General features: G+C 35.3%; 22 protein-coding genes. 9 read left to right on the forward strand and 13 right to left on the reverse strand.

All coding sequences use genetic code 11. The features are described 5' to 3' along the window. Window positions 1-142 precede the first annotated feature (142 nt). Both ACFIK3_RS00705 and ACFIK3_RS00710 read left to right on the forward strand, forming a co-directional pair. Window positions 143-916: a Bax inhibitor-1/YccA family protein gene (locus tag ACFIK3_RS00705; RefSeq protein WP_273790181.1), complete on the forward strand. Its 774-nt coding sequence runs from the start codon at window positions 143-145 to the stop codon at window positions 914-916. A gap of 112 nt (window positions 917-1,028) precedes the next feature. Continuing rightward, window positions 1,029-1,892: an endonuclease/exonuclease/phosphatase family protein gene (locus ACFIK3_RS00710; RefSeq protein ID WP_273790180.1), complete on the forward strand. Its 864-nt coding sequence runs from the start codon at window positions 1,029-1,031 to the stop codon at window positions 1,890-1,892. Between the two features lie 5 nt (window positions 1,893-1,897). Here ACFIK3_RS00710 and polA read toward each other — a convergent pair whose 3' ends face one another. The 6 genes from polA to ACFIK3_RS00740 all read right to left on the reverse strand — a co-directional run bounded on the left by polA (window position 1,898) and on the right by ACFIK3_RS00740 (window position 8,698). Further along, the gene (gene polA / locus ACFIK3_RS00715; RefSeq protein WP_375676111.1) at window positions 1,898-4,807 is read right to left on the reverse strand and encodes a DNA polymerase I; all 2,910 of its coding nucleotides are present in this window, start codon (window positions 4,805-4,807) and stop codon (window positions 1,898-1,900) included. 300 nt (window positions 4,808-5,107) lie between these two features. Then, window positions 5,108-5,815 carry a DNA polymerase III subunit epsilon gene (gene dnaQ, locus ACFIK3_RS00720; RefSeq protein ID WP_273790178.1) on the reverse strand — a complete coding sequence of 236 codons (708 nt, stop codon included), beginning with the start codon at window positions 5,813-5,815 and terminating at the stop codon, window positions 5,108-5,110. A gap of 4 nt (window positions 5,816-5,819) precedes the next feature. Further along, window positions 5,820-6,404 (reverse strand): dephospho-CoA kinase, encoded by a 585-nt coding sequence (gene coaE, locus ACFIK3_RS00725; protein WP_273790177.1) that lies wholly within the window; start codon window positions 6,402-6,404, stop codon window positions 5,820-5,822. Beyond that, entirely contained in the window at window positions 6,401-7,273 is an 873-nt protein-coding gene (locus ACFIK3_RS00730; protein WP_375620891.1) for a shikimate dehydrogenase, read from the reverse strand. Before ACFIK3_RS00730 ends, coaE begins: the two co-directional genes overlap by 4 nt. Further along, complete coding sequence (locus ACFIK3_RS00735) at window positions 7,266-7,862, reverse strand: Maf family nucleotide pyrophosphatase (protein ID WP_375611343.1); 597 nt, start codon at window positions 7,860-7,862, stop codon at window positions 7,266-7,268. Before ACFIK3_RS00735 ends, ACFIK3_RS00730 begins: the two co-directional genes overlap by 8 nt. Continuing rightward, on the reverse strand, window positions 7,859-8,698 hold the full coding sequence (locus ACFIK3_RS00740; RefSeq protein ID WP_273790174.1) for a pyruvate, water dikinase regulatory protein: 840 nt from the start codon (window positions 8,696-8,698) through the stop codon (window positions 7,859-7,861). Before ACFIK3_RS00740 ends, ACFIK3_RS00735 begins: the two co-directional genes overlap by 4 nt. A gap of 549 nt (window positions 8,699-9,247) precedes the next feature. On the opposite strand from ACFIK3_RS00740, the gene rho reads away from it, so the two are divergent. From rho to ACFIK3_RS00770, 6 genes are all read left to right on the forward strand, one after another. After that, complete coding sequence (rho, locus tag ACFIK3_RS00745; RefSeq protein ID WP_015857121.1) at window positions 9,248-10,513, forward strand: transcription termination factor Rho; 1,266 nt, start codon at window positions 9,248-9,250, stop codon at window positions 10,511-10,513. Window positions 10,514-10,544: 31 nt separating this feature from the next. Then, window positions 10,545-11,852, forward strand: coding sequence for a tRNA uridine-5-carboxymethylaminomethyl(34) synthesis GTPase MnmE (mnmE, locus tag ACFIK3_RS00750; RefSeq protein ID WP_375643028.1), 1,308 nt, complete (start codon window positions 10,545-10,547; stop codon window positions 11,850-11,852). A gap of 106 nt (window positions 11,853-11,958) precedes the next feature. Beyond that, on the forward strand, window positions 11,959-13,827 hold the full coding sequence (gene mnmG, locus ACFIK3_RS00755; RefSeq protein WP_375663335.1) for a tRNA uridine-5-carboxymethylaminomethyl(34) synthesis enzyme MnmG: 1,869 nt from the start codon (window positions 11,959-11,961) through the stop codon (window positions 13,825-13,827). Continuing rightward, on the forward strand, window positions 13,827-14,474 hold the full coding sequence (gene rsmG / locus ACFIK3_RS00760; RefSeq protein WP_375630633.1) for a 16S rRNA (guanine(527)-N(7))-methyltransferase RsmG: 648 nt from the start codon (window positions 13,827-13,829) through the stop codon (window positions 14,472-14,474). Before mnmG ends, rsmG begins: the two co-directional genes overlap by 1 nt. Before the next feature lie 6 nt (window positions 14,475-14,480). Then, entirely contained in the window at window positions 14,481-15,278 is a 798-nt protein-coding gene (locus tag ACFIK3_RS00765) for a ParA family protein (RefSeq protein WP_273790170.1), read from the forward strand. 39 nt (window positions 15,279-15,317) lie between these two features. Beyond that, complete coding sequence (locus ACFIK3_RS00770; protein WP_273790169.1) at window positions 15,318-16,214, forward strand: ParB/RepB/Spo0J family partition protein; 897 nt, start codon at window positions 15,318-15,320, stop codon at window positions 16,212-16,214. A 21-nt stretch (window positions 16,215-16,235) separates the two neighbouring features. Here ACFIK3_RS00770 and ACFIK3_RS00775 read toward each other — a convergent pair whose 3' ends face one another. The 7 genes from ACFIK3_RS00775 to dapF form a co-directional block, all read right to left on the reverse strand. After that, window positions 16,236-16,703 carry a hypothetical protein gene (locus tag ACFIK3_RS00775; RefSeq protein WP_273790168.1) on the reverse strand — a complete coding sequence of 156 codons (468 nt, stop codon included), beginning with the start codon at window positions 16,701-16,703 and terminating at the stop codon, window positions 16,236-16,238. A 196-nt stretch (window positions 16,704-16,899) separates the two neighbouring features. Beyond that, the gene (locus ACFIK3_RS00780; RefSeq protein WP_273790167.1) at window positions 16,900-17,397 is read right to left on the reverse strand and encodes a hypothetical protein; all 498 of its coding nucleotides are present in this window, start codon (window positions 17,395-17,397) and stop codon (window positions 16,900-16,902) included. Between the two features lie 2 nt (window positions 17,398-17,399). Further along, window positions 17,400-18,161, reverse strand: a complete 762-nt coding sequence (gene gloB / locus ACFIK3_RS00785; RefSeq protein ID WP_375676117.1) for a hydroxyacylglutathione hydrolase — start codon at window positions 18,159-18,161, stop codon at window positions 17,400-17,402. A 62-nt stretch (window positions 18,162-18,223) separates the two neighbouring features. Further along, on the reverse strand, window positions 18,224-18,910 hold the full coding sequence (locus ACFIK3_RS00790; protein ID WP_273790165.1) for a septation protein A: 687 nt from the start codon (window positions 18,908-18,910) through the stop codon (window positions 18,224-18,226). Further along, window positions 18,907-20,160: a signal recognition particle-docking protein FtsY gene (ftsY, locus tag ACFIK3_RS00795; RefSeq protein ID WP_273790164.1), complete on the reverse strand. Its 1,254-nt coding sequence runs from the start codon at window positions 20,158-20,160 to the stop codon at window positions 18,907-18,909. Before ftsY ends, ACFIK3_RS00790 begins: the two co-directional genes overlap by 4 nt. A 14-nt stretch (window positions 20,161-20,174) precedes the next feature. Then, window positions 20,175-21,458, reverse strand: coding sequence for a tRNA (N(6)-L-threonylcarbamoyladenosine(37)-C(2))-methylthiotransferase MtaB (gene mtaB / locus ACFIK3_RS00800; RefSeq protein ID WP_375657985.1), 1,284 nt, complete (start codon window positions 21,456-21,458; stop codon window positions 20,175-20,177). Beyond that, window positions 21,458-22,309 (reverse strand): diaminopimelate epimerase, encoded by an 852-nt coding sequence (dapF, locus tag ACFIK3_RS00805; protein WP_273790162.1) that lies wholly within the window; start codon window positions 22,307-22,309, stop codon window positions 21,458-21,460. Before dapF ends, mtaB begins: the two co-directional genes overlap by 1 nt. A 226-nt stretch (window positions 22,310-22,535) precedes the next feature. Between dapF and ACFIK3_RS00810 the strand changes: the two genes are divergently transcribed. Continuing rightward, window positions 22,536-23,081, forward strand: a complete 546-nt coding sequence (locus ACFIK3_RS00810; RefSeq protein WP_375657987.1) for an AprI/Inh family metalloprotease inhibitor — start codon at window positions 22,536-22,538, stop codon at window positions 23,079-23,081. Window positions 23,082-23,094: the final 13 nt, after the last annotated feature.

Consider the following 23,094-nt stretch of genomic DNA (forward strand, 5'->3'; position numbering starts at 1 on the left):
ATATATGCTGGAATTCTGTCAGTGATTCTTAAGGGTTTTTGTATTTGCCCAATTAAGGCTTATACCAAGCTTATCTGTGTAATGACAGAGACACTTTTAAAGCCCTATACCTGACAGAACATATGCTAAAGGATTTTATATTATGGCTAATTTTAAAGATTTACGTTCGGCACCTGCTTCTCATGCCGATGCATCAATTGATCAGGGATTACGCGACTATATGTTGGGTGTCTACAATGCAATGGCCATTGGTTTGCTTATTACAGCTGCTGCCGCTTATGCAATTGTATCATTAGCAACGACAACAGATATGAGCCAAGCAGCAGCTCAAATCAATAGCAGTGTTTATCTAACACCACTTGGAGTAACATTTTATACATCGCCATTCTCTTATATTGTTATGTTTGCACCACTCATAGCAGTCTTATTTCTCAGTTTTAAAATTAATACATTGAGCACAAATGCTGCTCGTAGTCTCTTTTTTGGTTATGCTGCTCTGGTTGGTCTTTCACTATCTTCAATCGTTTTGCGCTATACGACAGAAAGTGTTGTGCAAACCTTTGTCATTTCCGCCGCAACTTTTGGAGCTCTTTCACTTTATGGATACACAACAAAGCGTGATCTCACAGCAATCGGTTCCTTCTTATTCATCGGATTGATCGGCTTGTTTCTTTCCATGATTGTGAACATTTTTCTTGGATCAAGCGCTTTGCAGTTTGCTATCTCTGTGATTGGTGTTTTTATCTTTGCTGGTTTAACAGCCTACGATACCCAGAGCATTAAGTTGATGTATTATGAAGGAGATGAAAGCGATACCAGAGGACGTAAAGTTATTATGGGCGCGTTGAATCTTTATCTTGATTTCATCAATATGTTTGTCTTCTTGCTACAGTTTCTTGGCTCAAACCGTGATTGATTGCAAAAATCATAACTTAATTAAAGAACCTTGTTTCTAAAAGAGACAAGGTTCTTTTGTTTTTAGTGTAAGTCTTTACCCTTGGCCTCTTAGGGACTATTCTTTTCGTAAAATGACAAAAATACCTTATAAGCAAAAATTCCCTTGGTTTACCGGTTTTATCCAACAAAAACTCCACAGCTCCCTTTTTAATGCAATTCACAGCCGCTCTCATCATCAATCAAACATCATCAATCAAAATAGTAATTATGATCTGACCGTTGCTTCCTATAATGTGCATAAATGTGTAGGTGTTGATAAAATTTTTAATCCTACAAGAATTGTCCGTGTTATTACTGAATTACAAGTTGATATCCTTGCTCTTCAAGAAGCAGATAAACGTTTTGGGGAACGCATTGGTTTGATTAATCTTCAGCTATTAAAAGCTGAAACCGGTTTGATTCCTGTACCTCTTAATACTATGTCACCTCATGGCCATGGTTGGCATGGGAATGCTCTTTTTTTGCGAAAGGGATATGTACGTGATACTTTACAAGTCACTCTTCCTAGTATTGAACCACGTGGGGCTGTAGTTGTAGAGTTGGAAATGGAAGCAGGCCCTATTCGTATTATTGCGGCTCATTTTGGCTTATTACGTTACTCTCGTAAACAACAAACAAAAATGCTCCTTGAAATTTTCCAAAAACGCCCCCTTATGCCTACACTCCTTATAGGAGATTTTAATGAATGGCGGATGGGAAAAGGCTCATCTTTAAATCATTTTTCTCCCTATTTTGATAGCACTTTTGAAGTTGTACCAAGCTTTCCCTCTCGCTTTCCTTTTTTAGCCCTTGATAGAGTTTTTTCTTTTCCCCACCAATTGGTAACAAGTATTGAAAATCATCTTTCACCGCTTGCACGCATTGCTTCAGATCATTTGCCTATCAAAGCCTATCTTAATCTTTCTAACGCAATCAACATTCTTAAAAATAAATAAAAAAATTAATGTGCCTCATCCCAATTTTGAGCCGTCATGACTTTTACTTCAAGCGGTACAGATAAAGATAGAACCGGTATTGTAGCATTTTCCATAACATTTTTAACAACAGTCATGGTTTTTTTACTTTCTTCTTCTGGTACTTCAAAAATCAGTTCATCATGCACTTGCAGCAACATTTTTGCTGATAGTTTTTCTTCTTTTAAAGCATCTTCCATATGTATCATAGCGCGGCGAATAATATCGGCCGCAGAACCTTGAATTGGAGCATTGATAGCTGCTCGCTCATTAAGAGAACGAATTTTTACATTCTTTGCTTTTATTTCTGGATAATGGATACGACGTCCAAAGATTGTTTCTACATAACCATTTTCACGTGCAAAGATTTTAGTTTTCTCCATATAATCTTTAATTCCTGGAAATCTTTCAAAATACAGTTGAATATAACGACCCGCTTCTTGGCGTGAAATTCCCAATTGATTAGCTAATCCAAAAGCTGAAATACCATAAATAATACCAAAATTAATCGCTTTTGCACGCCGTCGTATATCTGAATGCATTCCTTCTATCGCAACACCAAACATTTGTGATGCCGTTATAGCGTGAATATCATGCCCTTTAGCAAAAGCTTCTTTTAATGCTTTTATATCCGCAATATGTGCAAGAATGCGCAACTCAATCTGACTATAATCAGCAGAAAGTAACACACGTCCTTTGGGAGCAATAAAAGCTGTTCGGATTTTACGCCCTTCAGCAGTTCGCACTGGAATATTTTGCAAATTTGGCTCTGATGATGATAACCGACCTGTTGATGTTATTGCCAAAGAATAATTCGTGTGAACTCGCCCTGTTTTTGAAAAAATATAAGAAGGCAAGGCATCTGTATAGGTAGATTTTAGCTTTGCAAGTTGACGCCACTCAATAATTTTACGCGGTAAAATATGACCTTCAGCAGCCAACTCTTCTAAAGTCTGTGCAGAAGTTGACCATTGTCCACCCTTAGTTTTGGCGCCTCCAGGCAATCCCATTTTGCCAAAAAGGATATCCCCTAATTGCTTTGGCGAAGCAATATTAAACTTTTCATCAGCTTGTTTATAAATTTCCTCTTCTAGAATCAAAGCAGCTTGTGCCAACTCTCCGGAAAGACGCAATAAAATCTGCCTATCAATAAGAATCCCCCGTTCTTCCATTCTTGCAAGAACTTTTACAAGGGGTCGATCAAGACGCTCATAAATTTTTGTCATCCCACGAGCAACAAGTTGCGGTTTCAATACTTGCCAAAGGCGCAGCTTTATATCAGCATCTTCCGCCGCATAAAGGGTTGCTTGTTTTAAATCTACTTGTGCAAAAGAAGTAATTTTTTTTCCGTTATGCGTTAAATCTTTATAGGCAATTGGTTTATGCTCAAGCCAACGTTCAGACAAATCATCCATATTATGGGTTAAAGTTCCAGCATCAAAAGCATATGATAAAAGCATGGTGTCGTCAAAAGAGCTTATCATAATGTCGTATTGCTTCATCACCAACCAATCATATTTTATATTATGACCAATTTTTAACACCGCTGAATCTTCTAATATCGGTTTTAAAAGTGCTAAAGCTTTTCGGGCCTCAATCTGTGAGGCAATGCGCCCGCCTCTCAAAAGGTCCTCTTCTCCTTCATCAAAATGTTCAAGAGGTATATAAGCTGCTTTTTCCGGCTGTAATGCGAGTGAAAAACCAACAAGCTTTGCTTGCATCGGATCAAGAGATGTTGTTTTAGTATCAAAAGCGAAAAAACCCTGCTCCTGTGCTTGTGATAACCACTCTTTTAAAATTTTCTCATCAAGAATTGTTGTATAAGTAGCTCTTGTAATTTTTTGAGTCAGCGCTTGATCTTTACGTTTTTGTGCAAAAACTTGTGGAGAATTTTCAGAAAAACTATGAAGAGATGCGTGCTCAGTATTCTTGATCTCAGAATCATGCCTGGGGCTTAGTTTTTCCCATTCAACATCTATATCAAGTGCGTCAATAACAGCTGCATCGCATGACGTTGCCTCTGCCACGCGACGCGTTAATGTTGAAAACTCCATCGCTTTCAAAAAAGCAATTAAACGTGGACCATCTTGTGGCTCCAAAACAAAATCATCTAAATCATTATCTATAGGAACATCTGTTTTAAGCCTGACAAGTTCACGAGACATTTTAACTTGTTCTCTATAAGCTTGAATGTTTTCACGCCGTTTTGTTTGTTTAATTTCTGTTACGCGTTGCAATAAAAGATCAAGAGAACCAAATTCATTTAATAACTGAGCTGCAGTTTTTGGACCAATGCCTGGAATACCCGGTACATTATCTGTTGAATCTCCAATTAATGCTTGTAAATCAATCATTTTTTCAGGCGCAACACCCCATTTTTCTATAACTTCTGAGATACCTATATGCTTATCTTTCATTCCATCATACAAAGATACATGCGTATTTACGAGTTGCATAAGATCCTTATCAGAAGAAATAATGGTTGTTTTTGCCCCAACCTTTGTTGCAAATTTTGCATAGGTAGCAATTAAATCATCCGCTTCAAAGCCTTCCTTTTCAATACAAGGCAAATTAAAAGCCTTCGTTGCTTGGCGTATTAGCGCGAATTGAGGAATTAGATCTTCAGGAGGTTCAGCGCGATTCGCTTTATATTCAGGATAAATTTGTTTCCGAAAAGTATCAGATGAATAATCAAAAATAACAGCAAAATGTGTTGGAACAACACCCGTAGCTGTATTACGAGCATCACATAGTAATTTCCATAACATATTGCAAAAACCAGCTACTGCTCCTACAGGAAGTCCATCCTTTTTACGTTTTAAAGGCGGCAAAGCATAATAAGCACGAAAAACATAGCCTGATCCGTCAACCAAAAAAAGATGATCTGTTGCTTTCATTACAATTTTTTCTCCATTTCAGCTAAAAAAACAATTTGTCCTTATATATTTTTTCACTTTGCCTCTAAAAAGCCATTTTTTCTTTTCATAAGACATGAAGTCGTTGCACTTTATATTAAGTACCTAGAGCTTTTCTTTGCTGTTACAGGATTAATAGCTTTCATTTTGCTCCTCCTATGATAGCTGAGGTACGATGTAGCGACAGGGTCGTTGTGGTGTTCCCCTCCCCACAACGACCGTTTTTTTTTGACATCGATATTCTTTAATTTCAATCGTGACTTTTTTAGAGAAAAGATGATGTTATTCATGAATTTTGAAATTATTCCACAGAGCTTTTTCACCCATTTTGTAGATAAAATCAGCGTGTAACTTTTTTTCTTGCGTACTCAATCTTGAAGGTAAAGCCTGTGGGCGAATTTTAACGGCATAAGATGTATCTTTATCATTCTGGATATGTTCATCAACACCCCTTCTGTTATCAAAACCCAATACACCTTGTTTTCCACCGATAAGCTCAATATAAACATCGGCTAGAATCTCTGCATCAAGCAAAGCACCATGAAGAACACGATGGCTGTTATCAATTCCAAAACGTTTGCATAAAATATCAAGAGAATTAGGACCCATAGGAAATTTACGCCGCGCCATAGCCAGTGTATCAAGAATATTATCAACACTGATAAGCGGTTTGTTGACACGTTTTAATTCTGCATTAATAAAACCAATATCAAAACTCGCATTATGCGCAATCATTGTCGCGTCTTTGATAAATTCTAAAAACTCATCAACAATATCACTAAAACTTTTCTCGTTTTTTAGGCGTTCATTGGTTAATCCGTGAATTGCTACAACTTCATCAGGAATAATAACGCCTTCAGGGTTTAAATAAACATGAAATTGGCGTCCTGTGAGATAACGATCAACCATTTCTACACAACCAATTTCGATTATGCGATCTTTTTCTTTATCTAAACCTGTTGTTTCTGTATCAAAAATAATTTCCCGCATAACTTCAATTCTTTAGTTTTTTTATTACATCAAAAACCTGTTGACGTGTATTCTCTAAATCTTTCCCTGTATCAATAATAAAATCAGCACGTTCTCGTTTTTTTTCATCTGGCATTTGTTGAGCATTGATAAAGGCAAATTTTTTCTCATTCATACCTTGGCGAATCATGACACGTTCTTTTTGTATTTCTGGTGGAGCAGAAACAACAATAACGCTATCCACACGACTTTCACCATTTTTTTCAAACAAAAGTGGAATATCAAGAATAACGAATTTTTTCCCTTGTTCACGCGCTATATCAATAAATTCCCTTTCTTTTTCTTGCACCAAAGGATGAATTATTTTTTCTAATGTTTGTAATTTTTCTTTATCATCAATCAAAATTTCAGAAAGTTTCAAACGGTTAACTTCACCGTTTTCAACAACACCAGGAAAAATACGCTCTATGAATGACAAAGCTGGCTCACTTTTATAAAGCTGTTTTACTGCTTCATCAGCACTAAAAACAGAAATACCCGCTTGCTTGAAAAAATCAGCAACTGTTGATTTTCCCATAGCAATTGATCCCGTTAATCCTATGATCTTCATTCTCTTTTTTCACTCATATCCTCTAAAATAGCTGTCCGTAAAGCTTTTGTTACCTGTGGTCTTATTCCAAACCACTGTTCAAACCCTATAACAGCCTGATGTAGAAGCATCCCAAGTCCATCAACCGTCTTGAGATCACAAGCCTTTGCCTGTTGTAAAAAAGGAGTTATCAATGGTGTATAAATAATATCTGTTACTAACGCCGTTTTTTTTGCTTTATGAAAATCGCAAAAAAAAGAATCACTTTTTTCTTCTGGACTTTTTATACCAATAGAGGTTGTATTAACAATCAAATCAGCTTGATGAAGTATTTCATGGATTTTATGCCAATCGTAAACTTTAATGATTTTTCCAAAATGCTGAGCTAAATTATCAGCACGTTGTTTTGTACGGTTAATCAGATAAATCTGTTCAAATCCGCGTTTTTTTAAGGCATATATGATAGCGCGTGCGGCACCACCTGCTCCAAAAACAAGAGCTGTTTCCCCTCCCCAATCAGATGCAAAATCATCAAGATTAGCGCTAAAACCATAGGCATCGCTATTCGTGGCACAAAGCTTATCTCCTTCATACCAAAGTGTATTAACAGCACCAATCATTGTTGCTCTCTCATCTTTATAATCTGCTAAACGAAAAGCTTCCTGTTTATAAGGTAAAGTAACATTTCCTCCACAAAAGCCTATTTTTTGTAAAGACGCAATAAAATGACTGAATTCTTCAGATGTTACTTCTTGTGCAATATATTCTCCTTGTAAACCATATTGTTTAAGCCAAAAATTGTGAATTTTTGGCGATTTTGAATGATGAATTGGAGAACCAACAACAAAAGCACGCGGATAATTTGTTTTTTTTATTGTTAAGTCAACCATCAATAATTCCTAAGTGACGCAGTTTTATGAGTAGAGGCAGTAAAGGTAAACCAACAATGGTAAAAAAATCTCCTTCAATTTTTTCAAAGAGATGAATTCCTTCTCCTTCAATTTGATATACTCCCACGCTGTTTAAAACATCTTTTCCTACGCGTGCTAAATAACGTTCAATAAATTCTGATGAGAGTAAACGGACGGACATATGTGCACTAAAAGCTTCAACCCAAATTTTTTGACCATTTTTAAATAAAGCTACCGCACTATGAAGAGAATGGGTTTTTCCTGATAATTCACATAAACGTTGATGTGCTTCTTTAATATTTGTTGCTTTGTGAAAAACTTGACCTTCAAAATCAAGAACTTGATCACAACCAATAACGAAAGCATCAGGAAAACGATCTGAAACATTTTTTGCTTTTGCGCTCGCAAGAAAACAGCTGAGTTCTTTAGGTGTTTTTTCTTTTGCTTTTTTTTCTACTTCTCTTTCATCAAAAGAAGCTCCTTCAATGGAAAAATTTAAGCCTGCTTTTTTTAATAATTTTGCACGATAAAAACTAAGAGATGCTAATATTAACGTATCTGCGTTCATGAGAATTTTCTCTCATTTCCTTCACGAAATCGTGATAACAGTTCAAATATTGCAGCAGCAGTTTCTTCAATAGAACGTCTTGTGACATCAATAATAGGCCACCCAAAACGTTCGCAAATGCGTTTTGCATAGATTAATTCTTCAGCTATGTTGATACGATTTGTATAATTATCAAGAGCAAAACTTTCTCCCAAATCTCGATTTTGGCGGATATGTGAGATTCTTTCAGCTGAAGCAATTAAACCAATAATTAAAGAATTTTTTGCCTCTAAAAGGGATTCTGGCAAATCAATATTAGGAATAAGAGGAATATTAGCCGTTTTTATTCCGCGATTTGCTAAATAGATACTTGTTGGCGTTTTAGAGGTTCTTGAAATTCCCACAAGAATCACATCTGCTTCGGATAAGCTACTGGAAGACTGTCCATCATCATGCTCTATTGTAAAATCCAGTGCCTCAATACGGCGAAAATAATCCGCATTAAGATCATGTTGTGCGCTCGCACGTAAATGTGTTGGCATTCCAAGGTAAGACTGAAAAGCATTTAAAACAGGATGTAATATATCAATACAGGGAACTTTTATTTTTTTACACATTTTTTGAAGGAGAAGTTTAAATTCTTCATCAATCATTGTGTAAAGAACAATACCTGGTTCTTGTTGTATTTCATCAAGAGCTTTTTGTAACTGTATTCTATTACGAATCATAGGATAGATATGCTCTGTTGCCTGACTCATTGCATATTGCGATGCTACAGCTCTTCCAACAGAGATTAATGTTTCTCCCGTTGCATCAGAAAGCATGTGTAAATGAAAGAATTTTTTTTCTTTTGTCACAAAAATTTTAACTCCTTGTTAAGATATGTGTATATATCTTCACCGTTTTTTATAAAACTAAAATTTAGGAAAAATTCTCCTTTTTTATGCACAAATTAAATGCTTGTGATAATTTAATCCCTCTTATAAAAAAAGAGGGGATAATATCTTTAAGATAGTGTTATTTTTATTCTTTTTTAACTTCCTTTTGTGGATAAAATTGAGGATAAATAATAATCCACACTAAACACAGTTATAAATAAGAATAATCCTTTCTTTAATATAAATTTATTAATATAAATTTCTGTAAAAATACTTTTGAATAGCATTTCATTAATGCTATAAATTTAACTTACATTTTTGTTATTAAAATAATTAAATACTATTTGGATTTTATATTTTTTCAAGTTTTTCATATAATTACTTAATATTACAGGAATAAATTTCATATAAAGGGTACTTGCAGATTAAAAAAATTGAGTGTAGAATATTTTTTTCTTAATAATATTTCACTCATAAATTTCCATAAATTATTTAGAACAATCTTCTCCATTACAAAGAGCATATTTCATGCAAAAAATGAAACTACAAGAACTTAAAAGCAAAAATCCCGTTGAGCTTGTTTCTTTTGCTGAAACATTAGAAGTTGAAAATGCCTCCCTTATGCGCAAACAAGAATTAATGTTTGCTATCTTGAAAAAACTTGCTCTACAAGACGTAGAAATTATAGGAGAGGGTGTTGTTGAAGTTTTACAAGACGGATTTGGATTCTTGAGATCTGCTGATGCTAATTATCTTCCTGGTCCTGATGATATTTATCTTTCACCTGCACAAATACAGTCGTTTTCTTTAAAGACAGGTGATACAATTGAAGGCCCTATACGCAGTCCAAAAGAGGGAGAACGTTATTTTGCTCTCCTTAAAATTAATACAATTAATTTTGAAAAACCTGAAAAGATTCGTTATAAAATTCACTTTGATAATCTTACTCCTCTTTATTCAAATGAACGTTTCCAAATGGAAATACAAGATCCTACAGAGAAAGATATGTCATCACGCGTGATTGATTTGATATCTCCATTGGGAAAAGGACAAAGAGGGTTAATTGTAGCTCCTCCTCGGACGGGAAAAACAGTTTTACTTCAAAATATTGCTCATTCTATTACCACTAATCATCCTGAATGTTATCTCATTGTTCTTTTAATAGATGAACGACCAGAAGAAGTTACTGATATGCAGCGTTCAGTGAAAGGAGAAGTGGTTTCTTCTACTTTTGATGAACCAGCAATACGTCACGTACAAGTGGCAGAAATGGTCATTGAAAAAGCCAAACGTCTCGTTGAATATGGGCGTGATGTTGTTATTCTTCTCGATTCTATTACACGTCTTGGGCGTGCATATAATACAGTTGTTCCTTCTTCGGGTAAAGTTTTAACAGGTGGTGTGGATGCAAATGCTCTCCAGCGTCCAAAACGTTTTTTTGGTGCAGCACGTAATATTGAAGAAGGCGGATCTTTAACCATTATTGCAACGGCTTTGATTGATACAGGAAGTCGTATGGATGAGGTTATTTTTGAAGAATTTAAAGGAACAGGTAATTCGGAAATTGTTCTTGATCGAAAAGTTGCTGATAAGCGTATTTTCCCTGCTATGGATATTTTAAAGTCAGGAACGCGTAAGGAAGAACTTCTGGTAGAACGACAAGATTTACACAAAATTTTTGTTCTTCGTCGTATTTTAGCATCTATGAATGTAACAGATGCAATTGAATTTTTGATTGATAAATTAAAGCAAACAAAAAACAATAGTGAATTTTTTGATTCAATGAATACGTAGAGTCATTAAAGTTTTTATTAGGATAAAACCTGTGGATACAATCTTTGCTGTTTCGAGTGGATTGTTACCTTCAGGGGTTGCAGTCATTCGGCTTTCTGGTCCTCATGTTGTAGATATAGTTAAAACGCTTTGTGGTCGTTTACCTAAAGCACGTTTTATGCATTATGGAAATCTTACTGCTCGTGATGGTAGTTTTTTAGATTCTGGTTTAACTGTTTTTTTTCCTGCTCCTCATAGTTTTACGGGGGAAGATTGTGCAGAATTCCATTTACATGGAGGAAAAGCCGTCGTTAATCGTTTTCTCGATGAATTGTCGACATTTTCTGGATGCCGTATTGCAGAGGCAGGTGAATTTTCACGTCGTGCTTTTATGGAAGGAAAATTAGATCTTGTTCAAGCAGAAGGTCTTGCTGATTTAATAGAAGCAGAAACGGAAAGCCAACGGCGTTTAGCTGTTATGGGTACAAGTGGACATTTAACGACGCTTTATCGTGATTGGCGTCATAAGCTTATGAAGGCGCGTGCTTTTATTGAGGCAGAACTTGATTTTGTTGATGAAGCAGATATTCCCAACGCAATATCTGATAAAGTTTGGAAAGATATTGAAGATCTTTGTACCTCTCTTCGAGAATATATTACTGAAGGAGAGCGTGCGAGTATTTTACGTGATGGATTAAAAATTGTTATTGCTGGTGCTCCTAATTCTGGAAAATCAAGCATTATGAATCGTCTTTCAGGAAGATCTGTTGCTATTGTAACGGAAGAAGCAGGAACAACCCGTGATGCTTTAGAAATGAGAATTATTCTTGGTGGTTTACCTATTTTTTTAACGGATACTGCTGGTTTTAGAAAAACAGAAAATAAAATAGAACAGATGGGAATAGAAGTTGCTAAACAGCATGTTATGGAAGCTGATTTGGTTATTTTGGTTTATGATATAGGAAATCCTAAGCAAGTTGATTTACCAGAAACATCGGCTGAAATATGGTGTGTTGGCAATAAGCTTGATCTTTATGAAAAAAATGATCAGCGTTGGTCTATACAATTTTCCGCATTAACTGGTTTAAATTTTGATTATTTTATAAAAGAACTTGAATCATTTTGTCATCATCGTGCTTCTGAAATTGGAAATATTGTTCCAGCACGTAAAAGACAACTTCAATTGTTAAAGGAGGCTGTTAAAGAGATTGAATTTTCTCTTAATTATCATTCTCTTGATCTCAGTTTACGTGCAGAACATCTCCGTTGTGCAAGTGATTTTCTTGGTAAAATTACAGGAGATATTGATGTTGAAGATTTGCTTGATATTATTTTTTCAGAATTTTGTGTTGGTAAATAATGATTCACGTGAAACATTGATTATTTCATAGACAGATTATAAAGATTATGTAATTTATATATTGTTTCACGTGAAACCTTAGAATATTTTCTACGGAATGAATTAAATGCAATCATATGATGTTGTTATTGTTGGTGGTGGTCATGCTGGCTGTGAAGCAGCTTCAGCTTCAGCACGTGTAGGAGCCAAAACAGCGCTTGTTACACATAAAATATCAGCATTGGGAACAATGTCGTGTAATCCTGCTATTGGTGGACTTGGAAAAGGGCATCTAGTTCGGGAAATAGATGCATTAGATGGTCTCATGGGAAGAGCAGCAGATGCTGCTGGAATTCAGTTTAGACTACTTAATAGACGTAAAGGACCGGCAGTAAGAGGACCACGAACACAGGCAGATAGACAACTTTATAAAAAAGAAATTCAAAAATTATTAAAAGAACAAGAAAATCTTACTCTTATTGAGGATGAAGTTATTGATCTGGTTGTTAAAGATAATTGTGTATCAGGTGTTATTTTAAAAAAACAAGGAATAATTTTATCTGGTGCTGTTGTTTTAACAACAGGGACATTTTTAAATGGCTTTATTCATATTGGTGATAAAACATGGGCTGCTGGACGTATGGGGGATCAGTCAAGTGTAAAACTTGCTAAACGTTTAAAAAATTATCATATAAAACTTGGTCGATTAAAAACAGGAACCCCTGCTCGTTTGAGTAAAAAAACAATTGCTTGGGATTATCTTCCAAAACAACAAGCAGATGAAAATCCCATTCCCTTTTCTCTTTTAACAGAGAAAATTGAACAACCACAAATTGAATGTGCAATAACACGTACAAATGAGAAAACACATCAAATTATTCGCGAGAATATTTATCGTTCTGCTTTATATTCTGGAAATATTGAAGGGTTAGGACCACGTTATTGTCCTTCTGTTGAAGATAAAATTGTTAAATTTGGAGAACGTGATGGACATCAGATTTTTCTAGAACCAGAAGGATTAAATGATGATACCGTTTATCCAAATGGTCTTTCTACTTCTCTTCCTGAAGATGTGCAAATTTCTCTATTGAAAACCATTGAAGGATTGGAAAATGCTATAGTTTTGCAACCTGGTTATGCTATTGAATATGATTTTGTTAATCCACAACAATTAACGAGAAGCTTAGAATTACGCTCTTTACCAGGTTTATTTTTAGCAGGACAAATTAATGGTACAACAGGATATGAGGAAGCAGCAGCACAAGGACTTTTAGCTGGATTAAATGCTGCACGTAAAGTAGGTAAATTAGATGAAATACTTATAAGTCGATCTACGGCTTATATTGGTGTTATGGTTGATGATTTGGTTTCACGTGGTGTTTGTGAACCTTATAGGATGTTTACATCACGTGCCGAATTTCGTTTATCTTTACGATCTGATAATGCTGATACGCGTTTAACACCTTTGGCACAAAAATGGGGTATTGTGAGTAAAATACGTTGGGAATGTTATCAGAAAAAACAACAACGGCTTGATCAAGCACGATCAATATGTCAAAATATTTTTTTTACACCTAATGAAGCTTCTGCTCATGGATTACATGTTAATCATGATGGAATTCGGCGTTCGGCTTATGATTTTCTTGCTTATCCTCATATGACCTTAGAGCGTCTTTCAGATTTTTGGCCACAATTACAAAAAATTGATTCTAAAACAGCAGAATCTTTAGAAATTGAAGCACAATATGCGGTTTATTTAGATAAACAAGCACAAGATATTGCTTCTCTTCAGAGAGATGAGCGTTTAGAAATTCCTTCTTCTCTTGATATTCAGGCAATTTCAGGTCTTTCAAATGAACTTAAATCAAAAATTAAAGAAGTATCGCCGCGTTCAATTGCTGATGCACAAAAAATTGATGGCATGACACCCGCTGCTTTATCTCTTATTATTACATATATTCAACGTCAACGACGTGAAAAGGCTAAAACAGCTTAATGGATTTTTCTATAGAAAAAAAATATCAACAATTATTAAATATTGTTCCTTCTGTTTCACGTGAAACAATGGAAAATTTAATTCAGTTTGAGTCTTTAATACTTCAATGGAATGCGCATATTAATTTGATATCTGCTACAACAATACCAGATCTATGGACACGACATATTCTAGATTCAGCACAAATTTTTCCTTTGTATGCTCATTCTTTACATTGGTGTGATTTAGGATCAGGAGGAGGTTTTCCTGCAATTGTGATTGCTATCTTTTTGAAAGAAAAAAAAGAAGGACATATTAATCTTGTTGAAAGTAATGGGAAAAAAGTTGCTTTTTTGCGAACAGTTATTGCTCAACTTAATCTTCCAGCAACGGTTTATCACGCTAGGATTGAAGATATATATCAAAAAATTCCCATGTCTGATATTATAACGGCACGGGGATTAGCGCCGCTTAATACTCTTTTACAACTTATTTTTCCTTTATTAACAGAAAAAACTATAGCTCTTTTGCAAAAAGGTCGGGATTACGCTACAGAAATAAAAAATGCCTCTGCCAATTGGCACTTTGATCTGTTAAAACATAAAAGTAAAGTTGATGAAAATTCTGTTATTTTGGAAATTTCTCATATTCGATCATATAGAGGGTAGAGCAAAATGAGCGAAACACGAATTATCGCTATTGCAAACCAAAAGGGTGGAGTCGGAAAAACAACCACAGCAATTAATCTTGCAACAGCTTTAGCAGCCATTGGTGAAAATGTTCTTATTATGGATGTTGATCCACAAGGTAATGCAAGTACTGGTTTGGGGATTGATCGTAATAGCCGTCCTTTATCGTCTTATGATGTTTTGGTTTCAGGCGTTTCAATTACACAGGCGGCTTTAAAAACAGCTGTACCCAATCTTTATATAGTTCCCTCTACACTTGATCTCTTAGGTGTGGAAATGGAAATTTCTTCATCAAAAGATCGCATACAACGCTTACGTAAAGCTCTCTATGATGATCCGGAAATGGAAAAAAAATTCAATTATATTTTAATTGATTGTCCTCCCTCCCTTAATCTTTTAACACTTAATGCTATGGGGGCCGCGGATTCTGTTTTGGTACCTATGCAGTGTGAATTTTTAGCACTTGAAGGTTTAAGTCAATTACTTGAAACAGTAAAACAAGTGCGATCCGTACTTAATCCATCTTTAGAAATCCAAGGTATTGTTCTAACAATGTATGATGGACGTAATAACCTTTCAAATCAAGTTGTTGAAGATGTACGTTCTTTTATGGGAGATAAAGTTTATCGTACTGTTATTCCACGAAATGTAAGAGTATCAGAAGCACCTTCTTTTGGCAAACCTGTATTGCTTTATGATCTCAAATGTGCTGGAAGCCAAGCTTATTTGCGTCTAGCATCAGAAATGATACAACGTGAAAAACAAGCACGCGCTGCTGCTTAAAAATATAAAAAATAATCTAAAAATTCAAAGAGAAAAATTATGAATGATGATCTCTCAAAAAAAAGACTAGGACGTGGATTAGCGGCATTGATTGGAGATATCAATTTAAACAACAATATTGCACGTTCATCAAGCTTTGATAAATTAAATGAATCCGGTAGTATTTCTGAGCGATTTATTTCTATTGAATCTATTTCATGTAATCCTCACAATCCTCGGCGTCATTTTACTGAAACAGAGCTTGATAATTTGGCACAATCAATTCGTCAACACGGTGTGGTTCAACCGGTTATTGTAAGGCCTTTAAGAGATCATCCTCATCGGTTTGAATTGATTGCGGGTGAACGGCGCTGGCGTGCAGCACAACGTGCAAATTTAAGTCAATTACCCGTTATTATTCGTGATGTGGACGATAAAACCGCTTTGGAATTGGCTATTATTGAAAATGTTCAGCGGGCAGATCTTAATCCTATCGAAGAAGCAAAAGGATATGAGATGCTTTTGAATGAGCATGATTATACACAAGTAGATTTAGCACAAGTTATTGGAAAAAGTCGTAGTCATGTTGCAAATACGCTTCGTTTATTAAAACTTCCAGAAAGAGTACAACAATTCTTAACGGATGGACAACTTTCTGCTGGTCATGCACGTTGTCTTATAACCGTTGATGATCCACAAAATTTAGCTGAGAAAATTATTCGTGAAGGGCTTTCAGTACGTCAAACAGAAATACTTGCATATGAGAAAGCCAATCCTAAAACTAAAAAGCGTACCAATACGGAAAAAGATGCTGAAACAAAATCTTTAGAAAAATTACTTGCAGATGTGATAGGAATGAAAGTTATTATTCGACATGGTAAAAAAGGTGGCGATTTAAAAATACATTACTCTTCATTAGAACAATTAGATGAAATTTGTCGGCGTTTACAAAGTTAATCAATTGTTATAAAAAGATTTTTAACAGTTATCTCTTAAAATTTGGATTATTCTATACATATGTTCTTTAACAAATTCTAGATTTCTTGAAGGTAAAGAGTTTTTTTCATAAGTATAATTTTCCTCATCAGTAAGTACATATAATGTCGCTTTAAGTGCTAAGTGAGCAACAATAAAATCTTTTGGTGTGATATTATTTTCTTTTAAAATATTCACAAGTTTTGGATTATTAGAAATATAGGCAGCATATTTTTCAATATGATCATCATAAGTATTGATATCACTTTTTGTATTTGTTTGTTCTGGTTCTGAAGATAAATTTCTACATTCTGCTTTGATTTTTTCCAGCTTTAAAAGAATATTTTCTGTTAAGGGATAATTTGCAATGAAAGGCGGTATAAAAGAAGGATCATCTATTTCTTGTTTTTTTTCTTGAGCGTATGATACAAAAGGAAAAATGAAGAAAAAACACAATAGAAGTTTAAACATGACTAAAAATTATCCTTTCTTTTTTGAATTTCAATAAATACTTTTCCGTCTGTTATTCTTTATTTTTAGAAAAACATTTGTAAATATAATCGAAATAAAAACAATTATTAGGAATGATAAAAATACGGTGATTTTTTAATGCACTGACTTCTTTATTAGATTAAAGGGGTGATATTTTCTAACATTTCATAACTGATTAGTTGCTCAAAATGAGTTTTTCACAGCTATCTAAAAGAATTGTTGCTTTGTAAAAATGTTTTTTAACAAATTCAAGATTGTTTAGAAATATAATATTTTTCTCAGTAGAATATTCCTTTTCAGGTGCAAATATGAGAAGCGCGGATATTTCTTTAAGTACTAAGGTTCCAGCAGCAAAATCTTCTGGTTTGATATTATTTTTTTTAAAAATATTCATAAGTTTTGGTTTACTAGAAATATAGGTAGTGTAGTTTTCAATATTAGAGTGGATACTAGAATCATAAGTGATAAGATCATTTTTTGTTTCTGGAAGTAAATTTTCACATTCTTTTTCAATTTTTTCCAGTTTTAAAAAAAAATCTTCTGTTAAGGGATAATTTGCAACGAGAGGGGATATAAGAGAAGAATTATCTGTTTCCTTTTCCTCTGCTCTTGTTAGTTGAATATGTATCACGAAAAGAAAAAGGAGAAACAAACGTAATACGAACTTAAGCATGGTTAAAAATTATCCTTTCTTCTTCGAATTTCAGCAAAAACTTCTTCATCTGTTTCTTCTTCCATTACAAGGTTCCTTCGCAACACACTATCATCCCAGCGGAGAAAGGGATTGGTGGCTTTTTCTTGCCCTAAAGTGACAGGTAAAGTCATAGCGTTTTTTGCACGTAGCAAAAAAACTTCCTCTATTCTTTGGTGGAGTTTTTTATTATGTGGGTCAATTGTTAGTGCGAAAAGAGCGTTATTTTTTGTATATTCATGTCCACAATAGAGAAGTGTTTCATCAGGAAGTTTACGAAGTTTTTTTAAAGAATTTAACATTTGTGCAGGTGTTCCTTCGAAAAGACGTCCACAGCCCAATGAAAAAAGTGTATCTCCAGCAAAGAGTAAACTCTTCTCAGGAAAATAGTAAGATAATGCGCCTAAAGTATGACCAGGTGTTGAAAGAGCTAAAAGCAGGTGTGTGCCAAAAGAAAAACTTTCATCAGGTTGAAGTGTTTGATCAAGATAATTGATCTTTTCTTTTTCTGCTTCTGGCCCGATAACCATAGCGTTGTAAACTTGTTTTAATTCTGATAGGGCTTCTACATGGTCGTGATGATGATGAGTTACAAAAATAGTGTTAAGTGTCCAATTGTGGCGCTTTAAAGCATTGTGGATCGCTTTGCTTTCAGGAGCATCTATTGCAGCTGTCATACCACTTTTTTCATCATGAATGAGTATACTAAAATTGTCTTCTCGACAAATAAACTGTTCAATCAACATATTTTTTCTCCCGAACAGTGTTTGGCGATGAATCTATAAAATAATCGGTAGTGGTGATTTTTTTAAGAATCAGATTTGTCCTCTTCTGTAAAAAGTCCTTTTGAATGTTTTATAATTATAGGCATTTGGGTAAGCATGAAAAGGACTGTTATAGGCATGACGCCAAATACTTTGAAACTTGTCCAGAAATTATCGCTAAAATTACGCCAAATTATTTCATTCAAAAGGGCAAGAAAAATGAAAAAAAACGCCCAACGATAGGTAAGTTTTTGCCAACCTAAATCATCAAGTTTTAAGGTAGAATCAAGAGCATAACGTAAAAGTGGTTTTTTAAAAAACATCCCACCAAAAAGTATAAAAGCAAATAAGCTATTAATGATTGTCGGTTTCATTTTTATGAAAGTTTCATTATGAAGCCAGAGAGTTAGAAAGCCAAAAACTAAAACAAATATTCCCGAAATAAGAGGCATAATAGGAATTTGTCTTGCAAGGATCCATGATAAGCTTAGGGAAATAATTATCGCTACCATGAAAATAGCTGTTGCAGGGAAAATAGATTTGTTAAAATTTTGAAAAAATCCAATGTTTTTTATCAGCCATTCTCCCTTATAATTGGCAAAAAAGAAGGCAACCAATGGACCCATTTCCAAAAGAAACTTAAGTGTTGGTGAGAGAGATTTTTTTTTATTGTTATTCATTTTTTTTTCAGAATTATTGTGTAAATTAGGATTAGATAAAGGCTGTTTCATGCATGTTTTCCTGCGATAGTTTCGGCAAAGTCAGAAGCAGAAAAGGGTTGAAGGTCTTCAATATCTTCTCCTATACCGATAAAATAAACGGGTAATTTATATTTTGCTGCGATAGCGACAAGAATTCCTCCTCGTGCAGTCCCATCTAGCTTTGTCATGACTAAACCATTAACACCAGCAATATCGCGGAAAATATCTACTTGGTTGAGTGCATTTTGTCCGGTTGTTGCATCAAGCGTTTGAAGGATTGTATGGGGTGCTTGGGGGGTATGTTTTTTTAAAACACGAATAATTTTTGCTAATTCATCCATCAATTCAGATTTATTTTGTAAACGCCCTGCTGTATCAATAATTAATACATCACTGTTTGTTTTTTTTGCTTTTTCATAAGCATCAAATGCTAAGCTGGCGGCATCTGCACCCAATTTTGTTGAAATAACAGGAGAATTGGTACGTTCACCCCAGATGTGTAGTTGCTCAATAGCTGCGGCTCGGAAAGTATCACCAGCTGCCAGCATAACTTTTAATCCCCCTTCTGTTAATTTTGCTGAAAGTTTTCCAATAGTTGTCGTTTTTCCAGTGCCATTTACACCTACCAGCAAAATAACATGCGGTTTATGGCTGAGATCAAGTTCCAATGGTATTGCAACAGGTTCCAGAACTTTTTTGACCTCATCCGCTACAATAGTATGAATATCATCTGGGGAGAGGTCTTTTCCGTAACGACTGGAAGCTAAAGTATTTGTGATGCGTGTTGCCGTCTCTACACCTATGTCAGCTTGGATAAGAATATCTTCGAGCTCTTGCAATGTGTCTTCATCAAGTTTTCTTTTAACAAAGAGATCGCTAATTGATCCGCTTAAGCGTTGTGAAGAAAGGGATAGACCTTTTTTAAGGCGCCCAAACCACGCTGTCTTTTTTTGTTCAACAGAAGGTTCAGATAAAATTTCTTCATTCTTTTTTTCACGGATGTTGTCTGTGACAATAATTTTACCAGAAAAAGGAATTTTATCAGAACGGGATTCTAGAAATGGAGATTTTTCATCATATTTTGTAAGTATTGACTCTGGATTTTTTGTTTGTTCTTCTTTTTCTGTGTCTATAGAAACTTGGTTATTTTTTGTCTTTTCATTTTTGTCTTTATTTTCTTCTATTATATCGCTTTTATCAGGAATAGAAATCTGTTGTTCAATTTCTTGCTCTTGAGATTTGTTAAAAGAGAATATTTTTTTAATAAAAGATTTCGTCATAAGAATTTTCCTGCTCAAGCAGCGTTTAATTTTGGAAGGACAGCAATCAATTTATCGCCATCATGATCAACGATAAGGGCTTGAACAATTGTTCCTGCTTTTGCACCTTTAACCTGTACAAGGGTATAATCTTCTGTTCGTCCGATTTCATCTTTTTCAACGAGAATTGTTTGTAGACTGTTTTGTAAATGAGAAAGATGCTTTTGGTAAGCCATCTCACCTGCTTTACGCAATTTTTCAGCACGCATCTTAACTATTTTACGGTTGATTTGTGGCATACGTGCGGCAGGTGTTCCTTCTCTTGGACTAAAGGGGAAGACATGGAGATGGGTTAAATTACAATCTTTGATTAAAACAAGACTGTTTTGAAACATCTCTTCTGTTTCTGTAGGAAAACCAGCAATTAAGTCAGCACCATACACCATTGTAGGACGTTTGGCACGCAACTCTTGGCAAAATTGAATGGCATGTTCGCGCAGATGACGCCGTTTCATCCGTTTTAAAATCATATTATCACCTGCTTGCAAAGATAAATGCAAATGGGGCATGATTCTTGTTTCATAAGCTAAAAGATTGATGAGTTCTTCGTCTGCTTCAATAGAGTCAATAGATGAGAGGCGTAATCGCGTTAAGTCAGGAACATGATGCAAAATTGCTGAAGTTAATTTTCCTAGAGTAGCTTTTCCAGGAAGGTCGTGGCCATAACTTGTAAGGTCAACACCTGTAAGGACCACCTCTTGGATACCCCCACCTATCAGCTTTTTAATTTGTTCTATGACAGCACCCATGGGAACTGAACGAGATGGTCCTCGTCCATAAGGAATAATGCAAAATGTACAGCGATGATCACATCCGTTTTGTACCTGTACAAAAGCGCGGGTGCGCTCTTGCATTGCACTGACCATATGTGGGGCAATTTTTTGTACTTCCATAATGTCATTGATACGCACCTTTTCAGAATGATTAATACCAAAATCAGGAAGTTGACGATAAGAATGGGCGTGAAGTTTATCTTCGTTTCCTAAAACGAGATCCACTTCTGTCATTGAAGCAAAATTTTGTGCTTCTGTTTGGGCTGCACACCCTGTTACAATGATACGCGCATGAGGATTTTCACGTCGTGCTTTGCGGATAGCTTGTTTTGCTTGTCGTACGGCTTCGGCAGTGACAGCACAAGTATTAAAGATAATAGCACCATCTTTCAGTTGATCTAGCCCTGAAGAAGTACTTTCTTTGCGAATGATTTCCGATTCGTAGCTGTTAAGTCGACAACCAAAAGTTACAATTTCTATTGCCATCAGGAGTGATCCTTTTTGTAGGACCCTGTTAAAGGGCTTAAAAAACCACTAAATTGATATTTTATTGGTCCTGTCATAATAATGTGATCGTCTTCTCGGTAAAAAATATTAAGTGTTCCCTTTGGTAAGTTCACATCAATATGGCGCTCTGTAAGTCCACGACGATAAGCAGCCACTGCACTTGCACAAGCAGCACTCCCACATGCTTGTGTTAATCCTGCTCCTCGCTCCCATGTACGTAAATTTAGACTTTTCTTTGACGTTATGCAAGCAATGGAAATATTGCACCGTTCGGGAAACAGGGGATCATGTTCAAGGTTTGGCCCATATTCCTCTAATGGAATATGTTGAATATCATTTTCAACAAAAAAGATAGCATGGAGATTGCCAATGGATATGAGACAAGCGTCTTTTAGGGGACCAGCCGTAATTTCTACGTGATTGGTATCAACTATTTCACGTGAAACAGGCATCTCTTTTGCATTGAAATTTGGGCATCCCATATCAACAGAAATGAGATTGTCGGTTTGGTATTTCCCTTCAATAATTCCAGCGGGAGTTTCTAAATGAAATTTTTCACCAAAATTGTGATCTTTAAGCCATGCGATGACACAGCGGGTACCATTGCCACAAGCTTTAGCCATTGATCCGTCGGCATTCCATATTTCGATGCGGAAGTTGGCTTTTTTCTGGGTTGGTGTGTGGATAGCCATGATTTGATCAAAATGCATTTCAGGATCTGCTGACAAAGCAAGGATTGCTTTTGGTGTAAGAGCATGAGTGCTTTCACGCATATCAACAACAATAATTTGATTTCCAAGACCGTCCATTTTGCTAAATGGCGTTTTCATGAAACTTCTCTATTTCTAATGATTACTTATAAAAGAGATATATGGCTGAAAATCTTATAAATTTCCAGTGTTTAATAAATATAAAATTTGGTACATAAGTTATTTCGTTTAAAATAAGTGATTTTAACCTGTTTTTTTTAATTTGTTAATTTATCTTTGTAACTATAACAAATATTCGCTTAATTTTTTTGTGAACTTATTTATTGTCGTGGGAGAGAGTACAGACATGGCGTTTTCAAGAGTTTCGTTTTTCGTTGCACTATCAACTGTAATGTTTTTAGGGGGATGTTCAACAACACGGTTTGATGGTAATGACGATAATAACGCATTAGAAGTTTTTTATCCATCTCAACAAATGACAATATTGGAAGCGTCTGATCTGTCGTCTCCTTCTTCGTCGATATCTGAAGACGCAAACGCTTTGGTGTATGAAAAAGGAGATTCTCAGAGCGATGGACGAATGGCTAGTCTCGAATTGCCAAGCAGTGCCACTGATTTATTTCCTGCAAGTATTGCTGGGGTATGGAATCTTTCTATGGGAGGAAAAGTTTGCCGGATTGCAACTCCACAAACAAAGTTTGGAAAAGGGTACCGTGCTGGTCCTTTACACTGTCCAGGAATTGCTTCCCAAGTGAGATCGTGGGACGTTAAAGGAAAAAGATTATATTTTTATAATAACTCTGGACGTGTTATCCTCGTTCTTTATTCTTCAAATGTTGATCGTTTTGAGGGACGTACACTTGATGATCATCCCGTTGTTTTAAGTCGTTAAATCATTTTTGACC

The sequence above is a fragment of the Bartonella sp. CB10SXKL genome (assembly GCF_042195515.1).
Lineage (GTDB): Bacteria > Pseudomonadota > Alphaproteobacteria > Rhizobiales > Rhizobiaceae > Bartonella.

Bases quoted from the DNA above. Each gene is read 5' to 3' on its own strand.
- ACFIK3_RS00705 (WP_273790181.1), top strand. From the start codon at position 143: ATGGCTAATTTTAAAGATTTACGTTCGGCACCTGCTTCTCATGCCGAT.
- ACFIK3_RS00710 (WP_273790180.1), top strand. From the start codon at position 1,029: ATGACAAAAATACCTTATAAGCAAAAATTCCCTTGGTTTACCGGTTTT.
- polA (WP_375676111.1), bottom strand. From the start codon at position 4,807: ATGAAAGCAACAGATCATCTTTTTTTGGTTGACGGATCAGGCTATGTT.
- dnaQ (WP_273790178.1), bottom strand. From the start codon at position 5,815: ATGCGGGAAATTATTTTTGATACAGAAACAACAGGTTTAGATAAAGAA.
- coaE (WP_273790177.1), bottom strand. From the start codon at position 6,404: ATGAAGATCATAGGATTAACGGGATCAATTGCTATGGGAAAATCAACA.
- ACFIK3_RS00730 (WP_375620891.1), bottom strand. From the start codon at position 7,273: ATGGTTGACTTAACAATAAAAAAAACAAATTATCCGCGTGCTTTTGTT.
- ACFIK3_RS00735 (WP_375611343.1), bottom strand. From the start codon at position 7,862: ATGAACGCAGATACGTTAATATTAGCATCTCTTAGTTTTTATCGTGCA.
- rho (WP_015857121.1), top strand. From the start codon at position 9,248: ATGCAAAAAATGAAACTACAAGAACTTAAAAGCAAAAATCCCGTTGAG.
- mnmG (WP_375663335.1), top strand. From the start codon at position 11,959: ATGCAATCATATGATGTTGTTATTGTTGGTGGTGGTCATGCTGGCTGT.
- rsmG (WP_375630633.1), top strand. From the start codon at position 13,827: ATGGATTTTTCTATAGAAAAAAAATATCAACAATTATTAAATATTGTT.
- ACFIK3_RS00765 (WP_273790170.1), top strand. From the start codon at position 14,481: ATGAGCGAAACACGAATTATCGCTATTGCAAACCAAAAGGGTGGAGTC.
- ACFIK3_RS00770 (WP_273790169.1), top strand. From the start codon at position 15,318: ATGAATGATGATCTCTCAAAAAAAAGACTAGGACGTGGATTAGCGGCA.
- ACFIK3_RS00775 (WP_273790168.1), bottom strand. From the start codon at position 16,703: ATGTTTAAACTTCTATTGTGTTTTTTCTTCATTTTTCCTTTTGTATCA.
- ACFIK3_RS00780 (WP_273790167.1), bottom strand. From the start codon at position 17,397: ATGCTTAAGTTCGTATTACGTTTGTTTCTCCTTTTTCTTTTCGTGATA.
- gloB (WP_375676117.1), bottom strand. From the start codon at position 18,161: ATGTTGATTGAACAGTTTATTTGTCGAGAAGACAATTTTAGTATACTC.
- ACFIK3_RS00790 (WP_273790165.1), bottom strand. From the start codon at position 18,910: ATGAAACAGCCTTTATCTAATCCTAATTTACACAATAATTCTGAAAAA.
- ftsY (WP_273790164.1), bottom strand. From the start codon at position 20,160: ATGACGAAATCTTTTATTAAAAAAATATTCTCTTTTAACAAATCTCAA.
- mtaB (WP_375657985.1), bottom strand. From the start codon at position 21,458: ATGGCAATAGAAATTGTAACTTTTGGTTGTCGACTTAACAGCTACGAA.
- dapF (WP_273790162.1), bottom strand. From the start codon at position 22,309: ATGAAAACGCCATTTAGCAAAATGGACGGTCTTGGAAATCAAATTATT.
- ACFIK3_RS00810 (WP_375657987.1), top strand. From the start codon at position 22,536: ATGGCGTTTTCAAGAGTTTCGTTTTTCGTTGCACTATCAACTGTAATG.